Raw genomic sequence first — 18,430 nt, 5'->3', positions numbered from 1 at the left:
CGGGGGGTTAAAGTCCACTCATCATCAGGGACCTCGATGCTTATCCCCAACACCCCTGCCCGATCGGCGCGCCCACACTCAACTCTGAAGAGCCCGGTTAGCCCGACCGTCAGCAGTGCCGCCAAAAGCCACCGCAGTCGCATCACTTCTCCTCGCGCAGCAACGGGCTCGCCGCGAGGTCGAGCACCGCCGACAGTCGCGCACCCATGAGTTCATCGGGATCGACGTCCGTGCGATGAATGCGCGCCCGGGCGTCGTGCCCTTCCAGCGTAACGACGAGATCCGTATATCCGCGGCGCACACGCACGTCACGCACGTCGACCTCAACCGGCAGACCGGACGCCGACTCATCCCCGATCGTCAAGGCATCGGGAGCAAGCGCACGCACGCCCTCATCCGTCGTGAGCAATGGGCCGTACCCGAGGAACTCGGCAACATCGGCCCGCTGCGGGTCGCGCCAGACCTCCGCGGGAGTACCGATCCGCGCGATCTCACCATCGATGAGCACGGCGATGCGGTCGGCGACGGTGAACGCCTCATCCTGGTCGTGCGTGACGTAAATAGCGGTCGAACCGGAGGCTTTCAGGATCGTACGGATATCGGAGGCGAGGCGCTCACGCATCGCGCGGTCGAGCGAGGACAGCGGTTCATCCAGCAGCATGACCGACGGATTGGGCGCCAGCGCACGTGCGAGTGCGACGCGCTGAGCCTGCCCACCCGATAGCGACGTGACGGCGCGATCGGCCATCTCCCCCAGCCTGACGAGCTCGAGCATCTCGGCGACGCGGCGAGCGCGCTCCGTCTTCGGACGCGACGCGAGCCCGTAGGCCACGTTGCCACCGACGCTGCGGTGGGCGAATAGCTGCCCGTCTTGGAACATCAGCCCAAAGCCGCGCCGATGCACCGGCACGGAGATGACGTCCTCGCCGTTCCAGCTCATCGTGCCCGACGTCGGGGTCTCCAAGCCCGCGATCGCCCGCAGGAGGGTCGATTTACCGGAGCCCGACGGTCCCAGCAGCGCGACGATCTCCCCCTGGTCGACCGTGAGCGAGACCGACCGAACGGCGCGATAGCTGCCGTAGCTGACCGTGAGGTCCTGAATCTCCATCATGCGAATCCTCCTGCCTGTGCCGGCCGTGTCCGCTCGACGAGCACCATGATTGTCGCGGCGAGTGCGGCCAGCACGACCGATGCCGCCATCGCCATGCCCTGGTCGACGGCGCCCGGGCGGGAAATGAGCCGATAGATCACGACGGGCAGCGTCGGTGATTCCGGCCTCGCAAGAAATGACGTCGCACCGAACTCCCCGAGCGAGACCGCAAGCGCGAATCCGGCCGCCACCCCGCCAGCGCGCAGAAGGTGGGCGCCATCGATCGTGGCGAGCACCCGCAGTGGCGATGCACCAAGCGTCGCGGCCACCTCCCGCTGCCGCGGCGAAATCGCCCGCAGCACGGGCGAGAGGATCCGCACGACGAGCGGCACGGCGACGACCGCCTGCGCGAGCGGCACGAGCCAAAACGAGCTACGAAGATCGAGCGGCGGGCGGTTCATCGTAATGAGAAAACCAAAGCCGACCGTCACGGCGGACACGCCGAGCGGCAGCATGAACGTCGCATCGAGGATGGCGAGCGCGCGCCGCCGGGCGCGGGTGCGGGGCCGACGCGTGACGACGAGCGCGACAGCGACTCCGACGACGAGCGCGATCGCCGCGGCGAGCAGCGCCACGAGGATGGACGTGCCCGCCGCCTGCACGGCCGAGACGCGCACGGCGCGCGTCGCACCGGCGTCGGCGAGGTCGCGATAGTTCGCGAGCGTGAACTCCCCCGCGCGGTGCAGCGAGCGCCACAGCAGCTGCGCAACGGGCATCACGATGAGACCGACGATGACGACCGCGGTGATCGCGAGCGCCGGCACATCCGCGCGCCCGGGCGTATGCGCGAAGGGATCGGGCCGCAGGTTCAGCGCGCGCTCGCTGCGCTTGCGGGCCTGCCCGGCCACCGCGAGCGAGACGGCGATAACGACGAGCTGGACGATCGACAGCACCGCCGCCGCCCGCAGGTCAAGGAACGTCGTCGTGAGCAGATAGATCTCGGATTCGATCGTCGCGAGCTCGACGCCACCGAGAATGAGCACGATGCCGAAGGCCGTCGCGCAAAACAGGAAGACGACGGAGGCCGCCGACGCGATGGCCGGCATGAGGCTCGGCAGCGTCACGGTGGCAAAGGCGCGCAGCGGCGTCGCCCCGAGCGCCCGCGCGGCCTGCACCTGCCGCGGGTCGAGCCGCGCCCACAGCATCCCGACATTGCGCACGACGAGCGAGTAGTTGAAGAACACCATCGCGGCAACGACGGCGGTAACCGTGCCATCGAGCTGCAGGAAATCGAGCCATCCGCCGGGCGCGAGCAGGGAGCGAAATGCGACGCCGACGACGACCGTCGGCAGCACGAACGGCACGGCGACGATCGCGCGCGCGAGCAGGTAGCCGGGAAACCGGCAGCGGTAGAGCGCATACGCGCCGGGGATGCCGAGCAGGACCGAGACGGCCGTGCCCGCCGTCGCCATGCCGAGCGTCAGCCCGATGATCCGCCACGTGCGCGGGCGCGCGGACACCTCCTGGAAGGCCGACAGGTCCCATGACCCGGCCTCCGAGGTGAATCCGCGCGCCACGAGTGTTGCGGCTGGCCAGGCGAAAAACAGCGCAAGGAAGACCAGCGGCAGGCCAGCCGCGACGGCGAGAACTACCCGATAACGTCGCTCTGCCACGTGCGCAGCCAGGTCTCGGCGTTCTGGGCGATCTTCTCCGCGGGCACCGTCGTGACCGTGTCCGCGAGCGGCCCGAACTTCGTCAGGTCCTCCGGCGCCTTCGCCTCCGGGTTGGTCGGGTGCATGTACGTCACCTTGCTGATCGCCTCCTGCACCTTCGGCGTGAGGAGGAACTCGATGAACGACGACGCCGCCTTCTCATTCTTCGTCCCCGCGATCACGCCCGCATATTCGACCTGGCGGTAGCAGGTCTCCGACAGCGCGACGGTGCTCGACTCCGTCTTCTCCTCATTCACCGAGTACGCGGGCGACGAGCCATAGGAGACCATCATCGGGAACGGCCCCTTGCCCTCACCGGCGGAGTAGTCGACGCTGAACGCATCCGACCAGCCGTTCGTAACCTTCAGCCCGTTCGCCTTGAGCTTCTTCCAGTAATCGACCCAGCCGTCTTCGCCGAAATGCTCGATCGTCGCGAGCATGAAGGCCATGCCCGGGGTCGACGACGCGGGGTTCATCGCGACGAGCTTGTCCGAGTATTCGGGCTTGAGCAGATCCTCAAATGTCTTCGGGATCTCGACGTTGTTCTCGCTGAACCACTTCTTGTCGGCGTTGATGCAGACGTCTCCCTGATCGATCGGAATGAGGCCGGGCTCGCCCGCGAAATCGAGGTCCTTATTGGGCGACGCGACACTCGTCTCGCCGATGATCTTCTGGCCGGCCAGGCGATAGGAGACGGTGTTGTCGAGGCCGTAGACGACGTCGCCGAGCGGCGCATCCTTGGTCAGCACGAGCCGGTTCGCGAGCTCGCCGCCATCACCGACCTGCTGAATCTTGACCTCGACGCCCGTTTTTTCCTTGAACTCAGAAAGGAGTTCGTCGGGGAAATCGAAGGAGTCGTGCGAGAGCACGACGAGTGATTCGGGCGCCTTTTCTTCCGGGGCTTTTTCGCCCCCGGAGCAGGCGACGAGCCCGAGGGAAAGGGCAATGATGGTGAGCCTTGCTGCTCGCATGGATCCTCCTAGCGGTACTGGAGGGGTGAGGCCCGCGCATGGCTGGACCCGGAGATTGCGACTCCCTTCGCCGGCATGATCCGGATCAGGTTCGTAGGGTCTGCGTTCGCACTCTCAGCGCCCGGCGGCGCTCCCCTGTCTACGTCATCCCAGTATAACTAGCTTCCCCAGCTGAGCAGATCCGCGAGCGTCAGCCGCTGCGGCACGAGCGTGCACTGCGCAACCTCCGCCGAGGTCATCGGCCGGTAGCGCGTCTCGCTCTTGTGGCTCTCGCCGGGCGCCCAGGTGCGTTCGACGGGATCCCATTTGGGCCGCGTCGTCGTATGGGTGCGCTGCTGCTCGACGTTCCCGGTGGCGCAGTCATGGCGAATATCACGCCAGTCGGTCACGGACTTCTGTTCGGTGACGGGGCACTGCACGATCTCGGCCGCCGACAGGTCGCGCACGCGCGTGACGGTCGACGACGTGGCCGGTCCCGGCTCCCAGCGCGCCTGCTCAGCATTCCAGATCTGCTCGCGCACGGTCGCGGCGCGCTCCTGGAGCATCGTGCCCTTCTCGCAGCTGCGCTCGGTATCGGCCCACGGCGAGTATTCGGTGAGCGCGGGCGGCGGCGTCGTCGAGCATTCCGGCATGGCGCCGCGCAGTTCGGCGTTCACGCCGGGCTTGTCGCCCGCCAGTTCGACCTCAAAGGAGAGCGAGGAGCCCGCGGGCAGTTCGGCGATCGGCAAGATGAGCGCGCCGTCGTCGTCGAACTCGACATGCCCGATGCCGACGGCCGCTTTCTCGCCGTCCTCGGCGGGCGTGATGAAGGCCGTCGCGGAATCGGCGACGAACGCCGCGCCAGTGGCGCGCAGCGTCAGCGTGGCGCCCGTGGTTTCTTGCGCGACGCGCACGGTCACGCGTGCGGTGTGCTCAGGCGAGATTTCGGTGCGGATCTCGCCGAGGCTCGCACCCGCATCCGTGCGGGCGGCGATGGCATCGCCGACGAGATAGCTGCGCGAGGAGATCACGAACTCGCAGGGCTCGGCGCTCGCGAGCTGGTTCGGCTCGGGCAGGTTCGCTTCGGCGTCCGAGCACGTCATCTCCGACGTGATGTCGACGCCATCACGCGACCAGGTGTAGTCGCAGTCAGTTGGGGCCGCGATCGCGGGTGCAGACATGAGGGCAAGCGCGGCCGCAGTCAGGGTTAATCGACGCAGATTCATGTCACCTCCAACACGTGAAGGCGACTATTATAGCGTAATTACGCCTCGACTTCGCGGTTTCCGCCGTACCAGCGCGAGGCACCGGTCAGGGCGAGCTGGCGAGCAAGCCCCATGAGCGCACCGGAGATGAGCGCGAACGCCAGCACCTCGGCGAGCTTGACGCCTGGATCCTCCGGATCTTCGGGCGGGTTGTGGCCGGTCACGGCCTTCCAGCCGACGTCGACCGCCTTGGAGGCGACCATGCCGGCGATTGCCATCGAGCCTGCTGAAACGATCTTCCAACCGATATCCATAGCTCAATCATGCCGCATCGCGCGCTGGGCTGCGCGTCGCTTATCGCGCCGGTAGTCATCGACGAGGAGCGTGCGCGTCGGCGCATGACCTGTCCGGAAGCCGGCGCGCGACGCGAGATGCGCGGAAATCGGGCTCGTGACGAGCATGAACGCGAAGACGAGCGCGAGCGCCCAGATCGTCGCGGGCCCCCGCAAACTGAGCGCGAGCCCGGCCATGAGCAGCATCGTGCCGAACGTCTGCGGTTTCGCCGCGGCGTGCATGCGCTTGAAGAGGTCGTCGAAATGCAGCAGCCCGACGGCCGCGACGAGGATGAAGAACGAACCGGCAAACAGCAAGATCGCACCGAGCAGACTCATGGCGTCTCCTTCGGGTTGTCGACGTCGTGCACGGGATCGTCATCGTCGCCGAGTTCGGCGAGGCGCTCTTCGATGATGCGCGCCTCCTCGGGATTGTCGATCACCGCAAACCGCGCGATCGCCGTCGTCCCGAGGAACCCGACGAGGCTGAGCGCGACGAGCGCGGGGATGAGGTCGAGGCGGCCCGTCATCGCGGAATAGATCGCGACGGCCGCGATCATTGCCGACGAGATGACGTCCATCGAAATCGCGCGGTCGAGCATCGAGGGCCCGCGCGCCAGACGGATGAGGACGACGACCACCGCGATCACGATGAGCGCGAAGCTCGCAATGTGCAGGGCAGCAATCATCAGTTGGCCTCCTGTTCCATGCGCGCGGCGAGCGCATCCTCGCGATAGTACTCCGGCCCCTGGCAGCGCCAGCCGAGGTCATAGCCGGCGTCGAGTAGCTCATCGTCGGACGCAAAAGCGCGCAACAGCCGCTCTTCTTGCGCGAGCACGGCGAGGCGGAACTCATCGAGGCTGCGGCGCGGGCTTTCCGGATCGACGTCGAGCACGTGGACGTAGAGCAGGCCGGAGAACTTCAGCGCCTCGATCGCGACCGAGCCGGGCACGAGCGTCGTCAATCCCGCCGTCGCGGCGAGGTAGAGGTCGTTGTGGCTGCGCGTTTGAATCCGCACGACGGCGCTGCGCGGCTGCTGAAACGTCACCACGAGCCACGCGACCGAGATCGAGGCCGTCACAACGTCGAATAGGAACCGCGCGACGAGCACGACGACCGCGAGCGGCCGCACCTGATAGCGCGCCGCGAGGCGCGGCAGCGGCGTCAGATAGGAGATGAGCAGCGCGAGCAGGACGCCGTTCAGGACATTACCTATCGACGCCTCGCCCCACAGCAGCACCCACACGAGCGTGAGCCAGATGATCATGCCCAGCGACGTCGGGCCCCGGCCCCGTAGACGCCTACTCACTGTCCACCCCGTGTTCTTCCTCGCGCGGCGTCGTCTCCGTCGTCGAATCCGACGTGCCCTGGCCGCGCAGGCCATCGGGCAGGACCGCCTGCACGTAGTAGCGCGGGTTGCGGAGGTTTTCTGCGGCGGCATCGGTATAGCCGACGACGCGACCGCCCCCCAGGGTCAGGCCGATGGCAAGCACGACGAGGGACGTCGCGGCGCCCACCATCGAGGCCGGCAGGCGCGTTTCGGGCATGGGCTCGTCAGCCTTTTGCCAAAACGCCATATTCCACGCCTTCACGACGGCGTACAGCGTGAGGATCGACGTGATGAGCGCGCCAGCGATGAGGGCGTAGTCGAGCGCGGTGCCGCTCGCTGCGGCCGCCTCGAGCAGGCCCACCTTGCCGATGAAGCCCGTCAGCGGCGGGATGCCTGCGAGGTTCAGCGCGGGGATGAGGTAGAGCGCCGCGACGAACGGGATAGCGCTCGCGAGCGAGCCGAGGCGGATGAGCGACGTCGTGCCCCCATAGCGTTCGACGAGGCCCGCGACGAGGAACAGCGAGGTCTGGACCGTAATGTGGTGGACGACGTAGAACACCGCTGCGGACAGGCCTGCCTGGCTGTTCGTCGAGATGCCCCACACCATGAAGCCAATATGGCTCACGAGCGTAAACGAGAGCATACGTTTGAGGTCGTTTTGGGCGACGGCGCCAAGGATCCCGACGATCATCGTCGCGAGCGCGACCCACGCGAGCAGCGTGTCGAGGTCGCCGCCCGGGAACAGCAGCGTCTCCGTGCGGATCATCGCGTACACGCCGACCTTGGTGAGTAGGCCCGCGAACACGGCCGTCACCGGCGCGGGCGCCGTCGGATAGGAGTCCGGCAGCCAGGCCGACAGCGGGAAGACGGCCGCCTTAATCCCAAATGCCGCGAGCAGCATGAGGTGCAGGATCGTGCGCAGCGACGGGTCGAGATCGGCGAGGCGCTCGGCCAGATGCGCGAACGACACGGTCCCGACGGCGGCGTAAATAAGCGCAATCGACAGCAGGAACAGGACCGAGGAGACGAGTGAGACGACGACGTAGATCGTGCCGGAGCGGATGCGATCGCGCGAACCGCCGAGCGTGATGAGCACGAACGAGGCGGCGAGCAGGATCTCGAAGCCGACATACAGGTTGAACAGGTCCCCGGTGAGGAACGCGTTGGAGACGCCCGCAGACAGGACGAGGAACGTCGGGTAGAACACGGCGACGGGGGCGCCTTCGTCCTCGTCGGCGACGCCCTGCGCGGTGGAATAGACGAGCACGGCGAGCGTGACCGCGACCGAGACCGTCAGCATGAGCGCGGAGAATCGGTCGACGACGAGCGTGATGCCGACGGGCGCCGCCCAGGAGCCGATGTCGAGCGCGAGGGCGTGCGAATCGACGACGATGATGAGGATCAGCGCGACGGCGAGCGAGATCGACAGCGCCGCGAGCGCGATGGCACGGGCGATGCGCGGGTGGCGGCCGAGCGCGAGCGCCGCCCCGGCCGAAAACAGCGGGACGAGGACCGGCAGCGGGACCATCCAGGTGGGGTTCACGTCGCACGCTCCTCGGACTCGCTGCGTTCCTCGTGGGGCGCGCCGATCGCGTCGTCGCCACCGGTCTCGTCGCGGGCGAGCGGCGCATCGGCCTCAACGGGCGTGCCGTCGTCGTCGAGGCGGCGCGCCGCAATCCGCTCGCGCACGGCCCGATCGGCGATGAGCCGATCCTCGAGATCGTCTTGGACCTCGTCGTGCCCATTGAGCTGCCAGGAGCGGTAGGCCATCGCGAGCAGGAACGCGGTGATGCCGAGCGTGATGACGATCGCGGTGAGCGCGAACGCCTGCGGCAGCGGGTCGGCGATCGGTGCGGGGTCCGGCCGCCCGATGAGCGGCGGCGCTCCGGCCCGGCCACCGGCGACGAGGATCATGATGTTCACGCCGTTGCTCAGCAGCGAGAACCCGATGATAATGCGCGTAAGCGAGCGTTCGAGCAGCAGATAGATGCCGACGCCGACGAGCACGGCGGACAGCAGGACAAGGACGAGCGCAGGAGTCATGGCGACACCTCATCGGCACGGGCGGCGTCGTCGGTGATGAGCGCATCTGAATCGTCTTCGCCCTCGATCTCGGCGTGCCGGTCGATCTCGGCGCCGAGCGAGCGCAGGATGTCGAGCACGAGCCCGACGACGAGGACGTAGACGCCGATGTCGAACAGCAGGGCGGACGCGATGTGGATGTCCCCGTAGATCGGGACGGTGAAGTCGAAGACGGTCGTTTGCAGGATCGTGCCGCCGAAGAACAGCGGCAGCAGGCCCGCGAAGGCCGCGAGCGCCAGCCCGGTGCCAAGCACGTGGCCAGCGTTGAGCGGCAGGGTCTCCCCCAGCTCGTAGCGGCCGGCCGCGAGATAGCGCACGATGAGCGCCGTGCCCGCCATGAGGCCGCCCGCGAACCCGCCGCCGGGCGCGTTGTGGCCGGCGAACAGCAGGTAGAGCGACAGCAGCACCATCGTGTGGAAGATGAGGCGCGATCCGACGTCGAAGATGACAGAGCGCCGACGTGGGGCGAGCGTGATGGAGCCCGCGAGCCACGTGCGGCCGCGGCCGGGCTGGCGCAGCGCGATGCCGCGTTCGGCGAGCTCATCGGCGCGCTTCTTGGCGGCGGCGCGCGTCGCCTCATGCAGCACGGTCGCAGCTTGCAGCGTGCGCGAGTCCCACACGGCGGCCGTCGTATCGGAGCGACGGTTGCGGCCGCGGTCGACGATGCCCGTTCGCGAGCGCAGGAACAGCAGCGAGGCGACGCCCGTCGCGGCAACGAGGACGACGGAGATCTCGCCGAAGGTATCCCACGCGCGGATGTCGACGAGCGTCACGTTGACGACGTTGTGGCCGTAGCCGAAGTTCAGCGCCTCGGCCGGGAAGTTCGCGGAGACGGGCACGTCGGTGCGCCCCGCGACGGCGATGATGCCAAGCAGCGCGACGACGCCACCGGCGAACGTCGCTAGCGTCCCGCGGAAATAGCGCGAGGTGCGCAGCGGCCGGTTGGAGAAGTAGGCAGGCAGGCGGCGCAGCACGAGGATGAAGACGACGAGCGTCACGGTCTCGACGAGGACCTGAGTGAGCGTGAGATCCGGGGCGCCGTGCAGGGCGTACATGAGGGCGACGCCGTAGCCGGAGACGCCGAGCAGCAGGACGGCTTTGAGTCGCCGACGCGAGCGCGCCGCGAGGACGGCGGCGATGATCGTGACGATCGCGACGGGGACCTGCTCGGGTCGGTCGAACAGGCGCACCTGCCCGAGCTGCGGGGTGCGCACGAGGATCGCGATGAGGACGGCGGCCATGACCGTGCCGATGACGGTGGCGAGGTAGAACGGGAGCGAACCGCGCTGGGTGCGCGCGGTGACGGCGGCGGCAACGTCTTCGAGCAGCTGTTCGCTACGGCGGAACGTCTCCTCCGGGTCGGGCAGGACGGCCAGGCGCTGTTGGAACGCCTCGATGCGTACTCGCTGCCAGAACATGACGGACCCGAGCGTGATAATGAGGAGCGTCAGGCCCAGCGGGAGGCCGATGCCGCCCCATAGCGTCAGGTGCCCTTCCTCGCCGGGTGCCGCGACGGTGGCGGGCGCGAGATAGCCGTCGACGATGCCGGGCGCTAGCCCGAGCCCCGCCCCGGCCGCGAGCAGCACGGGCGAGGTCTGGATGAGCGGGCTGAGTGCATGTCCCGGCTCGGTTTCGACTCCCGGCTTGGACGCGAAGGCGCCCCAGAAGAACCGCAGCCCGTAGGCGAACGTGAGGATCGAGCCGACGACGAAGGCGGCAAGGACGACGATATCGCGCACGTGGCCCGCACCCGCCTCGGCGACGAGTCCCTCGAGCGCCGCCTCCTTGCCAAGGAAGCCGAGCAGCGGCGGCAGCCCGATCATCGATGCCGACGCCACCCCGGCCGCGACGGCCATCACCGGCATCCGCCGCGCGAGGCCGGACAGCTCCCGCAGGTCGCGCGTACCGACGGACCAGTCGATAACGCCGACGATGAGGAACAGCGCGGACTTGAACAGGGCGTGCGCGAGGATCATCGCGAGCCCTGCGAGCATGAGCGCGCGCGACCCGTGCCCCACGATCGCGATCATCATGCCGAGCTGGCTGATGGTGCCAAACGCGAGTAGCAGTTTGATGTCGTGCTGGCGCAGCGCGCGATAGCCGCCGACGAGCATCGTCGCGAGTCCGAGCCCCAGCACCATCGCCTGCCACACGCCCAGCTGTGCGAAGCCGGGCGCGAGGCGCGCGACGAGGTACACGCCAGCCTTGACCATCGCCGCGGCGTGCAGGTAGGCGGACACGGGCGTCGGCGCGGCCATCGCGGCCGGCAGCCAGAAATGCGTCGGCACGAGCGCGGATTTCGACGCTGCCCCACACAGCACGAGCGCGATCGCGGCGATGAGCAGTCCCGTGGCCGGCGGCGGCGACGCCACCAGCGCCGAGATCGAATAGGACCCACCCGGCATCGTCCCGAGGATGATGATGCCGCCGAGCATCGCGAGCCCACCGAGCGTCGTAATGATGATCGCCTGATGTGCGGCACGACGCGAGGTCTGCCGGTCGAAGTGATGGCCGATGAGCAGAAACGAGAAGACCGTCGTCGCTTCCCAAAACACGTACAGCGCGAGCGTGTTATCCGTTGTCACGAGGCCAAACATCGCCCCCGCGAACGCGACAAAAACGGCGCCGAACCGCGGCAGCGCCTGGGCATGGCGCGCGAAATACGGCGAGCAGTACACGAGCACGAGCGCGCCCACGCCGCTGACCAGCAGCGCCATGAGATAGGCGAGCGGATCCAGCCGGAAGGAGAACATGAGATTGAGCGACGCGATCCACGTCACGACCTCAGTTGGCGGCGCGCTCGAAAAAACCTGCGACGTTTGCGCAAGCGTCCAGACCGTCGCCGACGCTGGAGCAAGCGCCAGCAAAAGAAAACCGCGTCGCCCGAGCCGCATGATTGCTGGCGCGACAAGTGCCGCGAGCGCATGCAGACAGACGAGCACGATCACGATCGGGCCTCAGGGTTCGAGCGATAACGGGGGACTTCGACCATTCTACGGTTCGTCTCCCGATGGGTCATCTGCTGTCTACCGGATAGGATCGGGCCATGTCCCCAAGCGAGCTCACCTCCACGACCGAGGATTACCTCAAGGTCATTTGGGCGTTAAACGAATGGAACGATCACCCCGTCACGATCGGGGTGCTCGCGCGTTCGCTGTCGCTCGCGCCCTCCTCGGTTTCTGAGACGATCAAGCGGCTCGCGACGCAGGGCCTTGTCATCCACGAGCCCTACCGCGGGATTCGTCTCTCCGAGGATGGCGAGAGCGCGGCGGTGACGATGATTCGGCGCCACCGCATTTTGGAGACCTACCTCGTGCGCGTCTTCGGGTACACGTGGGATGAGGTGCACGACGAGGCCGAAAACCTCGAACATGGCGCCTCCGAGCGGCTGATCGACGCGATGGCGGCGGCGCTCGGTGACCCGTGCGTCGACCCGCATGGCGATCCGATCCCGCGCGCCGACGGCACGATACCGTGCGCGGGCGATGCGATCTCGCTCGCGACGCTCTCGCCGGGCAGCGACGCGATCGTCGTGCGCGTATCCGATGCGGCGCCCGAGCTGTTGCGCTGGTGCGATAAGGCGGGCCTGACGCTCGGTGCCAAGGTGCGCGTCGAGCAGGTGATTTCTTCCGCGCAGCTCATCGAGGTGGCGATCGCCGACGCTCCCGAGACGGTCACGCTCTCCCTGGCCGCGGCCGGCTCGGTTTGGGTGCGCCCGTGATCGCACTCGTCATTGCTCTGCTCGCCACCGTCGCTGGGGTGGCGATTTTCGCGCGTGGCGTCGGCCGGATCCTCGCCGACGTGCGCACGGGCCGGCCGGCCGGCGCCGAGCGGGTGCGTCCCCTCGGCGCGCGGGCGTGGCTGACGCTCAAGGAGATCCTCGGCCACGGCCGCTTCACGCACAAGCCCGGCGTGCGCATCGCGCACTGGCTGGTCATGATCTCTTTCCCCGCGCTGTTTTTGACGCTCGTCGCGGGTTTCTTCCAGCTGCGTAACCCCGCTTTCGCGTTGCCGCTCATCGGGTTTTTCCCGCCGTATGAGTGGCTTGTTGAAGCGATCGCGTGGGCATGCCTTATCGCCATCGGCGCGCTCATCATCGTGCGGCTGCGCAACCTCCCGCGCTCGCGCCGCTCCCGGTTTTATGGCTCGACGCAATGGCAGGCTTTCTTCGTCGAGGCCATCATCGCCGCCGTCGCGCTGTGCGTCCTGCTGCTGCGCGGCTTCGAATACGCCTATCTCACGGCCGCCTCACTGCCCGGCGCGACGCTGCTGCATTTCCCGCTGACGGCCTGGATCGGCAACCTGCTGTCGGGCATGTCCGCCGCCGCCCTCGCCACCGCCATCACGCTCACGGCACTGGCGAAGATCCTCGTGTCGAACGCCTGGTTCATCGTCGTCGGCCTGCAGCCCACGATGGGCGTCGCGTGGCACCGCTTCCTCGCGGTCGTCAATGTCTATGCGCGACGCGAGGTCGACGGCACGCCCGCGCTCGGCCCGCTGCCGCCGCTCATGGTGGGCGAGGTGGCGTTCACGCCGGAGACGATGGAGGAGCTCGACGAGGACGCGACGCTCGGCGTCGGCCATATCGAGGATTTCACGTGGAAGGGCCTGCTCGATTTTTCGACGTGCACCGAATGCGGGCGCTGCCAGGACATCTGCCCGGCGTGGAACACGAATAAGCCGCTGACGCCGAAGGGCCTCATTACCGACCTGCGCGATCACGCGGCGGTCGAACTGCCGCTCGTGCGCGCCGCCCGCGAGCAGGCCACGCGCCAGCAGGCCACGTCCGCTGCCGACCCGTCGAGCGAGACCGTCGGCCACGAGAACGTCAACGTCTTCGAGGCCGCATCCCTCATCGGCGACGTCATCGACGAGGACGTCCTGTGGAGCTGCACGACGTGCGGCGCCTGCGTCGAGGTGTGCCCCGTCGACATCGAGCACGTCGACCACATCATGGATCTGCGCCGCTACCAGGTGCTCATGTCCTCGGCGTTCCCGTCCGAGTTCGGCCGCATGTTCCGCTCGCTGGAGACCAAGGGCAACCCGTACAACCAGAGTGCGCGCAAGCGCCTGGAATGGGCCAAGGACCTGCCCTTCGACCTCATTCAGGCGGGCGTCGATATCGACTCGCTCGCCGAGGTGGACTACCTCATGTGGGTGGGCTGCGCTGGCGCCTACGACGCGCGCGCCCGGCAGACGACGCGCGCCGTCGCCGAACTGCTGCACACCGCGGGGGTCTCGTTCGCGGTGCTGGGCGATGGCGAGTCCTGCACGGGCGATCCGGCCCGACGCGCGGGCAACGAGCTGCTGTTCCAGATGCTCGCCGCGCAAAACATCGAGGTCTTAAACGAGCTCGAGGCGACGAAGATCGTCACGAGCTGCGCGCACTGCCTGAACACGCTGGGGCGCGAATATCCGGAGCTCGGCGGGACGTACGAGGTCGTGCACCACACGCAGTTGCTCAACCGCCTCGTGCGTGAGGGCCGCCTGACGCTCGCGCCGCCCGAGGCGGGCACCGTCACCTATCACGATCCCTGTTACCTCGGCCGCCACAACCGGATTTACGCCCCGCCGCGCGAGCTGCTCGGCGATGTCGCGGACGAGTTTGTCGAAATGGCAGAGAGCCGCGATCGCGCCATGTGCTGCGGGGCCGGCGGCGCGCGCGTGTGGACCGAAGAGTCGATTGGCGAGCGTATCAACCAGGTGCGGGCGTCGCAGGCGGCGGCGACGGGTGCCGACATCGTGGCGACCGCGTGCCCGTTCTGCACGCAAATGCTGACCGACGGCGCGGCGGCCAATGGCGACGAGATCGAGGTCCGCGACGTGGCGACGCTGATGCTCGACGCGGTCCGCCGCGCCGAATCGTGACCGATCTCTGGCAGCGGCGTCCCGAGGTTGCGGCCGTTCGGCGTCGCTCCGTCGCGACCCTCGCGAGCGGCCAAATGCTCGCCTCCCTTGCGATCGGCGTCGGCCCGTCCGTCGGCGTCCTGCTCGCGGCCGAGGTCACGCATTCGGAGGCCTGGGCCGGCATCGCTCGCGCGTCGATGACGATCGGAGCCGCCGCGCTCGCCCTGCCGCTGGCAGCCTTCGCCGCCTCGCGCGGCCGCCGCCCGGCGCTCACCCTCGCCTTCTCGATCGCGACGCTCGGCGCGATCGGCGTCGCCCTGTCCGCCCAAGCCCTGATCGCCCCGTGGGCAGCGAGCCTCAGCGCACCCCTGTTTATCGTTGGCATGCTCGCGATGGGCTTCGGGAGCGCCGCGAGCTTCCAGGCCCGCTTCGCGGGCGCCGACCTCGCCGAACCCGCCCACCGCGGACGCACGCTGGCGCTCGTCGTCTGGGCAGGCACCGTCGGCGCGGTTTTCGGCCCCTTGCTCGCGCAGCCCGGCAAACTGCTCGCGGACCGCTTCGGCTGGCATCCGTTCGCGGGCGCCTTCGCGATCGCGGCGCTCCTCGCGTGCCTCACGACGCTGCTCATCGCGTCGTTCCTGCGCCCCGACCCGCTCCGCCTCGCCCAGCAGCACGAAGCCGCAATGCCGACGAGCCAAGCCCAGCCCGCAGCGCTCGCCAGCGAGCCCGCAGCGCCCACGAGCCATTCTGCGCAACCGAAAGACGCAAACCCGCTAGCAGCCACCCGCGGCCGCGCCGCCTACCGTCGCGCCTGGCAGGCCATCGCAGCCTCCCCCAGCGCCCGCGCGGCGCTCATCGCGCAGGTCCTCGCCCACCTCGTCATGGTCTCGATCATGACGATGACGCCCGTGCACCTGCACCACGCCGACCACGATCTCGGCGTCATCGGCTTCGTCATCTCGCTGCACGTCGCGGGCATGTGGGCGTTCGCGCCGCTGTTCGGCTACGGCTCCGACCGCCTCGGCCCGCGCCGCATGATCCTCATCGGCGTCGCGATCCAGCTCGCCTCCTGCGCGATCGCGTTCGCCTGGCCGTATTCGACGCTCGGCGTCGCCATCGCCCTGTTCCTCCTCGGTCTCGGCTGGTCCGCCGTCACGGTCCCCGCGGCGGCGCTGCTCACCCAGGCGGTCCCCGGCAGCGAACGCCCCTACGTGCAGGGCTTCGGCGATTTCCTCATGAACGCCGTCGCGGCCCTCGGCGCCGCGATCTCCGGCCCGGTCATGGCGTTCCTCGATTTTCCGGCGCTCGCCGTCATCGGCGCGGCCGTCATCGTCCCCATCGCGCACGCCGTGCGCCATGTCCGCTAAAGCTCCAGCAGGAACCCGTCGACATCGGCGACGGCGCCCGGCGCCACGTCGAGAATCGCGCGGCACGCCTGCTCGATGAGCCGCGCTGCCGCCGACCGCTCCCGGCGCTGCCGCACGCTGAGCGACCCGCACCCGAACGCTTCCTCGTCCTCGGGCGCAAACCGCACGGCATACGCGACGCAGCCGTCGCTCGCCCAGTCGAACGCCGCGATCGACGCGGGCACGAACTCCTCGGCCTGCACGTCGACGCTCACGACGCCGCCGGCGATCGGCGTATAGATGTTGTACGCATCGAGCACGACGTCGCTCGGCAGCTCATACGTATCGGCGTCGCTAAGCGAACTGCGATGCTCGGCAAAGACGCCCGCGAGCCGCGTATCGAGCGCATCCGGGTCGAGCCAAATCGGCGAGTAGACCGTCAGATCCGGAGTTTCGTCCGGATCGGGCACGACGACGACGCCGCCCGCGAGCACGAGCGCACCCCCGAGCCGGCGCGCGGCCGCCCGCAAGAACGCGATCGCGCGCGCTTCTTCGCCCTGCGGCAGGGCGTCGCGATACGCATCCCAGATCGGATCGACCCCAGCGAGATCGTCCGGCAGCGCCCCGCCCCGATCGGGCGGCACATGCGCGACGAACGCCAGCTCGGCCCAGGCGGGGATATCGAGGTTGCGACGTACCTCGTCGGTGAGCTCATAGGCGCCCGAAATACTGAGGACCTCGCTCGTCACGAACGTGTATTCGTCCTGCGGGAAAAGCTGCGGAAAATATGAGGCCGCGAGCGCCTGGACGTCGGCCTGACCCACCTCGCCACTGACCGCGAGAATGTGGTGGCCGGCCGCGGCGTCCCCCGATAAGACGAGATCGGGCACTATTCGCCCTCGAGGTGCTCGACGGACTCGATCCGGATCGTCGAAAACCCGAGGTGGGATCGCGACGCCGTCGGCCCACGTTGGCCGTGATAGCGCGAGCCGCTCGCGCCCGAACCGTACGGCCGCTCGGCGGGCGACGTCGTGCGGAAGAAGCAGAACTGCCCGATCTTCATGCCGGGGTAGAGCCGGATCGGCATCGTCGCGGTATTGGACAGCTCGAGCGTGACGTGCCCGGAAAAGCCGGGGTCGATGAACCCCGCGGTCGAGTGCGTGAGCAGTCCTAGCCGCCCGAGCGAGCTCTTGCCCTCCAGCCGCGCGGCGATATCGTCGGGCAGCGTGACGTGTTCGTGCGTGGAGCCGAGGACGAACTCCCCAGGATGCAAGACGAAGGGCTCGTCGCTGCCGACGTCGACCAGCCGCGTCAGCCCCGGTTGTTCCACCGCAGGGTCGATCACCGCATATTTGTGGTTATCGAAAAGGCGGAAAAACCGATCAAGCCGCACGTCGATAGACGCCGGTTGAATCATCTTTCGGTCAAGCGGATCAAGTTTGATGCTTCCCGCGTCGAGCTCGGCGCGGATGTCACGGTCGGAGAGCAGCACACCCCGATTCTGCCATTAAGTTGTGCGGAGCCGACCGCAGTTCGTTAGAGTGGCCGGCATGAAGAAAGCCATTGTGACCTCGATGTTCGCTGCTGCAGCCCTCGTCGCGGGCTGTGGCTCCAACCCGATGAGCGAGGCACCGCCAACGAGCACCGCTTCGCCGACTGAGGACACATCCCCGACTGGGGACTCCTCCCCCTCTGAGGACGCATCCCCCTCTGAGGACGACGCCTCCCCATTGGCCGACGAGAAGGCCGACACCGGCGGCGAGTTCGCCGACCCGCCCGCCACCGGCAACGATTTCCCGCAGCTGAATGCATCGCGGCTCGTCACCGACGTGCGCGCGGGCGATCACGACGGCTTCTCGCGCCTCGTCATCGAATTCGGCGACGATGAGAAGAAGGACTCCCGCGTCGGCTACTCGGTCGAATACGTCGACGAGGCCGTCTCCGATGGCAAGGGCGACCCGATTGAGGTCGACGGCGACAAGACGATCGACATCCAACTCTCCGGTGTGAAGATGCCGGAGGGATCCGACCCGCAGCCCTTCGGCAGGATCGACGGCACCTCGGCGTTCAAGCAGATCGAGTCAATTGGGCCGTTCGAGGGCATGAGCCAGATCGTCATCGGCCTCGATTCGCAGGGACCGGTGCGCGTCACTGAGCTGCAGGATCCCTACCGGATCGTCGTCGACGTCAAGACGAAATAGCGCGTATACTGGTCGACGCCGCCTAGCGCGGCGCTGCGGGTGTAGTTCAATGGTAGAACTCCAGCTTCCCAAGCTGGTAGCGCGGGTTCGATTCCCGTCACCCGCTCCACTTAGACGTCGGATTTGATAAGGCTGAGGTTGCGTTTGGCGTGTTAGCGCTAGGGGGGTCTAAATTTTCGCTCGCGTTGGCGGGTTAGGATTTTGCTTGGTCAAGTCCCTTGTAGTGGTGTAACGGCGTTTTCTGGATCGCCCCGGGTGTGGTGGAGGGTTTGATCTAACCGAGAGGATAGGAACATGCCTGCACCGAGTAAGTACCCTGCAGAAGTTCGTGACCG

Annotated in this window: 17 protein-coding genes, 1 tRNA gene and 1 riboswitch; of the genes, 5 read left to right on the top strand and 13 right to left on the bottom strand. The window is 67.9% G+C overall.

The window, feature by feature from the left end; translation table 11 throughout:
• Positions 1-142: 142 nt before the first annotated feature.
• From BSZ39_RS08970 to BSZ39_RS08920, 11 genes are all read right to left on the bottom strand, one after another.
• On the bottom strand, positions 143-1,111 hold the full coding sequence (locus BSZ39_RS08970) for an ABC transporter ATP-binding protein (RefSeq protein WP_083603143.1): 969 nt from the start codon (positions 1,109-1,111) through the stop codon (positions 143-145).
• Entirely contained in the window at positions 1,108-2,763 is a 1,656-nt protein-coding gene (locus BSZ39_RS08965; protein WP_245792477.1) for an ABC transporter permease, read from the bottom strand. The genes BSZ39_RS08970 and BSZ39_RS08965 overlap by 4 nt, the downstream gene beginning before the upstream one ends.
• Positions 2,739-3,773 (bottom strand): thiamine ABC transporter substrate-binding protein, encoded by a 1,035-nt coding sequence (locus BSZ39_RS08960; RefSeq protein WP_073716998.1) that lies wholly within the window; start codon positions 3,771-3,773, stop codon positions 2,739-2,741. Before BSZ39_RS08960 ends, BSZ39_RS08965 begins: the two co-directional genes overlap by 25 nt.
• A gap of 45 nt (positions 3,774-3,818) precedes the next feature.
• A riboswitch (TPP riboswitch) is annotated at positions 3,819-3,920 on the bottom strand.
• 11 nt (positions 3,921-3,931) lie between these two features.
• Complete coding sequence (locus BSZ39_RS08955; RefSeq protein WP_073716997.1) at positions 3,932-4,978, bottom strand: hypothetical protein; 1,047 nt, start codon at positions 4,976-4,978, stop codon at positions 3,932-3,934.
• Positions 4,979-5,016: 38 nt separating this feature from the next.
• Entirely contained in the window at positions 5,017-5,271 is a 255-nt protein-coding gene (locus tag BSZ39_RS08950; RefSeq protein WP_073716996.1) for a DUF4235 domain-containing protein, read from the bottom strand.
• Between the two features lie 3 nt (positions 5,272-5,274).
• The gene (gene mnhG / locus BSZ39_RS08945) at positions 5,275-5,628 is read right to left on the bottom strand and encodes a monovalent cation/H(+) antiporter subunit G (protein ID WP_073716995.1); all 354 of its coding nucleotides are present in this window, start codon (positions 5,626-5,628) and stop codon (positions 5,275-5,277) included.
• On the bottom strand, positions 5,625-5,978 hold the full coding sequence (locus tag BSZ39_RS08940; protein ID WP_073716994.1) for an MrpF/PhaF family protein: 354 nt from the start codon (positions 5,976-5,978) through the stop codon (positions 5,625-5,627). Before BSZ39_RS08940 ends, mnhG begins: the two co-directional genes overlap by 4 nt.
• Positions 5,978-6,673 carry a Na+/H+ antiporter subunit E gene (locus BSZ39_RS08935; RefSeq protein WP_281247128.1) on the bottom strand — a complete coding sequence of 232 codons (696 nt, stop codon included), beginning with the start codon at positions 6,671-6,673 and terminating at the stop codon, positions 5,978-5,980. Before BSZ39_RS08935 ends, BSZ39_RS08940 begins: the two co-directional genes overlap by 1 nt.
• On the bottom strand, positions 6,591-8,162 hold the full coding sequence (locus tag BSZ39_RS08930; RefSeq protein ID WP_245792476.1) for a Na+/H+ antiporter subunit D: 1,572 nt from the start codon (positions 8,160-8,162) through the stop codon (positions 6,591-6,593). The genes BSZ39_RS08935 and BSZ39_RS08930 overlap by 83 nt, the downstream gene beginning before the upstream one ends.
• The gene (locus BSZ39_RS08925; RefSeq protein WP_073716992.1) at positions 8,159-8,662 is read right to left on the bottom strand and encodes a Na(+)/H(+) antiporter subunit C; all 504 of its coding nucleotides are present in this window, start codon (positions 8,660-8,662) and stop codon (positions 8,159-8,161) included. The genes BSZ39_RS08930 and BSZ39_RS08925 overlap by 4 nt, the downstream gene beginning before the upstream one ends.
• Positions 8,659-11,649, bottom strand: a complete 2,991-nt coding sequence (locus BSZ39_RS08920; protein ID WP_073716991.1) for a Na+/H+ antiporter subunit A — start codon at positions 11,647-11,649, stop codon at positions 8,659-8,661. The genes BSZ39_RS08925 and BSZ39_RS08920 overlap by 4 nt, the downstream gene beginning before the upstream one ends.
• A gap of 98 nt (positions 11,650-11,747) precedes the next feature.
• Here BSZ39_RS08920 and BSZ39_RS08915 point away from each other — a divergent pair, with 98 nt between their 5' ends.
• The 3 genes from BSZ39_RS08915 to BSZ39_RS08905 are packed head-to-tail and all read left to right on the top strand — an operon-like array spanning position 11,748 to position 15,915.
• Positions 11,748-12,422, top strand: a complete 675-nt coding sequence (locus tag BSZ39_RS08915; protein ID WP_073716990.1) for a metal-dependent transcriptional regulator — start codon at positions 11,748-11,750, stop codon at positions 12,420-12,422.
• Positions 12,419-14,569, top strand: coding sequence for a (Fe-S)-binding protein (locus BSZ39_RS08910; RefSeq protein ID WP_245792475.1), 2,151 nt, complete (start codon positions 12,419-12,421; stop codon positions 14,567-14,569). The genes BSZ39_RS08915 and BSZ39_RS08910 overlap by 4 nt, the downstream gene beginning before the upstream one ends.
• Positions 14,566-15,915 (top strand): MFS transporter, encoded by a 1,350-nt coding sequence (locus BSZ39_RS08905; RefSeq protein WP_083603140.1) that lies wholly within the window; start codon positions 14,566-14,568, stop codon positions 15,913-15,915. Before BSZ39_RS08910 ends, BSZ39_RS08905 begins: the two co-directional genes overlap by 4 nt.
• Here BSZ39_RS08905 and BSZ39_RS08900 read toward each other — a convergent pair.
• Positions 15,912-16,784 carry a hypothetical protein gene (locus BSZ39_RS08900; RefSeq protein ID WP_073716988.1) on the bottom strand — a complete coding sequence of 291 codons (873 nt, stop codon included), beginning with the start codon at positions 16,782-16,784 and terminating at the stop codon, positions 15,912-15,914. The genes BSZ39_RS08905 and BSZ39_RS08900 overlap by 4 nt on opposite strands.
• Positions 16,784-17,386 carry a dCTP deaminase gene (gene dcd / locus BSZ39_RS08895; RefSeq protein WP_073716987.1) on the bottom strand — a complete coding sequence of 201 codons (603 nt, stop codon included), beginning with the start codon at positions 17,384-17,386 and terminating at the stop codon, positions 16,784-16,786. The genes BSZ39_RS08900 and dcd overlap by 1 nt, the downstream gene beginning before the upstream one ends.
• A 58-nt stretch (positions 17,387-17,444) precedes the next feature.
• Here dcd and BSZ39_RS08890 point away from each other — a divergent pair, with 58 nt between their 5' ends.
• Positions 17,445-18,095 (top strand): AMIN-like domain-containing (lipo)protein, encoded by a 651-nt coding sequence (locus BSZ39_RS08890; RefSeq protein WP_143180464.1) that lies wholly within the window; start codon positions 17,445-17,447, stop codon positions 18,093-18,095.
• Between the two features lie 35 nt (positions 18,096-18,130).
• Positions 18,131-18,204 (top strand) — tRNA-Gly (locus BSZ39_RS08885).
• Positions 18,205-18,430 lie beyond the last annotated feature (226 nt).

Origin of the sequence: Bowdeniella nasicola (assembly GCF_001907295.1) — a bacterium.
GTDB classification, from domain to species: domain Bacteria; phylum Actinomycetota; class Actinomycetes; order Actinomycetales; family Actinomycetaceae; genus Bowdeniella; species Bowdeniella nasicola.
This window is presented reverse-complemented; position numbering and strand designations above follow the sequence as displayed.

What these genes read in the sequence shown, in the direction of transcription:
- BSZ39_RS08970 (WP_083603143.1), bottom strand. Translation starts at nt 1,111, where the DNA reads ATGATGGAGATTCAGGACCTCACGGTCAGCTACGGCAGCTATCGCGCC.
- BSZ39_RS08940 (WP_073716994.1), bottom strand. Translation starts at nt 5,978, where the DNA reads ATGATTGCTGCCCTGCACATTGCGAGCTTCGCGCTCATCGTGATCGCG.
- mnhG (WP_073716995.1), bottom strand. Translation starts at nt 5,628, where the DNA reads ATGAGTCTGCTCGGTGCGATCTTGCTGTTTGCCGGTTCGTTCTTCATC.
- BSZ39_RS08950 (WP_073716996.1), bottom strand. Translation starts at nt 5,271, where the DNA reads ATGGATATCGGTTGGAAGATCGTTTCAGCAGGCTCGATGGCAATCGCC.
- BSZ39_RS08935 (WP_281247128.1), bottom strand. Translation starts at nt 6,673, where the DNA reads ATGGCCTGCGCGGCCAGGGCACGTCGGATTCGACGACGGAGACGACGC.
- BSZ39_RS08915 (WP_073716990.1), top strand. Translation starts at nt 11,748, where the DNA reads ATGTCCCCAAGCGAGCTCACCTCCACGACCGAGGATTACCTCAAGGTC.
- BSZ39_RS08960 (WP_073716998.1), bottom strand. Translation starts at nt 3,773, where the DNA reads ATGCGAGCAGCAAGGCTCACCATCATTGCCCTTTCCCTCGGGCTCGTC.
- BSZ39_RS08925 (WP_073716992.1), bottom strand. Translation starts at nt 8,662, where the DNA reads ATGACTCCTGCGCTCGTCCTTGTCCTGCTGTCCGCCGTGCTCGTCGGC.
- BSZ39_RS08955 (WP_073716997.1), bottom strand. Translation starts at nt 4,978, where the DNA reads ATGAATCTGCGTCGATTAACCCTGACTGCGGCCGCGCTTGCCCTCATG.
- BSZ39_RS08890 (WP_143180464.1), top strand. Translation starts at nt 17,445, where the DNA reads ATGAAGAAAGCCATTGTGACCTCGATGTTCGCTGCTGCAGCCCTCGTC.